We start from the raw sequence: 1,146 nt of genomic DNA, 5'->3' as shown, positions 1-1,146 counted from the left end.
TATATAGAACGCAATTAACAAACCAACAGCACCACTCCAATCGCCAAATCGGGTAATGAAATAGTAAGATCAACCCAAGGTGGCGATAAAAATGAAGAGCCAAGAAATCAAGTGATTGAATACAGCCATGAAAGAAACATCCGATAAACGGCTATACGAAAGGTACCTGGCCGTCCGTCTTCGTCTGGAAGGACACTCGTTTGCAGAGATTGGTGATTTGCTCGGTCGCATTCGTCAAACGATCAGTATCTATTGGCAGAGCTACCAAGAGCGGGGCCTTGCCGGGTTGGAAATGGGTTACTCCCCTGGACAACCGCCTAAGCTCACGGAAGAGCAACGTAACCAATTAGCCTCTATGCTGGAGCAGCAACAGCCAGTCGATGTGGGCTTTGAAGCTCGCTATACCTGGACCCTCCCGTTGGTAGCGGAATGGATCAAGCGAGAATTTGGCATCACCATGAGTGTGCGCGGAATCAGTGCGATGCTGAAGCGAATGAACTTCAGCTTTACCAAGGCAACCTATACGCTGGCCAAAGCCGATGAGGAGGCCCAGGCGTTTTTCCGTAAGCACACCTTCGCCCAGCTTAAGAAGCAAGTGGAAGCCGAAGAAATCGATCATCTCCTGTTTGAAGACGAATCGATGATTCGTTCCTATCAAGCGCTACAATACAACGGGTTTCCGCGTGGCAAGCAACGAAAAGTGCCAACGTATGGCAAGCACGAAGGAGCCAAGCTGTTCGGAGCGATCAACTATGAAACCGGACAGGTGCATCACCGTGAAGAAGAAAAGGCTGATGTGGATGCCTTTATTCGCTTCCTCCAAGATCTTCTGTCGGCGTACCCGAGGGGGAAAATGGCCATGATTTTAGATAATAGCCGGATTCATCATGCCGCCGGGTTACAGCCTTTCCTGAAGGAACATCCGCGCCTGCACTTGGTCTTTCTGCCGCCGTATAGTCCCAACCTGAATCCGGTCGAGGGACTATGGCTGTGGCTTAAATCCGATGTAGTCAATAACGTGTTTTTTGAGAAGTTCTATCAGATTAAGCTTCATGTCGGCCAGTTTATGAAGCGTATCAATAAGCAACCGTTGGAAACGATTGATCGCCTGTTAGTTAGGTTATAATCTTAATTGCGGTTTATATA

At 48.5% G+C, this 1,146-nt stretch carries 1 protein-coding gene; it reads left to right on the top strand.

Annotated features, from left to right (window positions below; all coding sequences use genetic code 11):
- Positions 1–127 precede the first annotated feature (127 nt).
- Entirely contained in the window at positions 128–1,126 is a 999-nt protein-coding gene (locus L692_RS28790; RefSeq protein WP_232238789.1) for an IS630 family transposase, read from the top strand.
- The last annotated feature ends 20 nt before the right edge of the window (positions 1,127–1,146 follow it).

Source organism: Paenibacillus forsythiae T98 (assembly GCF_000520735.1).
In the GTDB taxonomy this organism is placed as follows: Bacteria; Bacillota; Bacilli; order Paenibacillales; family Paenibacillaceae; genus Paenibacillus_AQ; species Paenibacillus_AQ forsythiae.
The sequence above is the reverse complement of the archived record's forward strand: the minus strand, read 5'-3'. Positions and strand labels throughout refer to the sequence as shown.

Excerpts from the sequence above, each read along its gene's own strand:
- L692_RS28790 (WP_232238789.1), top strand. The coding sequence starts at position 128 with ATGAAAGAAACATCCGATAAACGGCTATACGAAAGGTACCTGGCCGTC.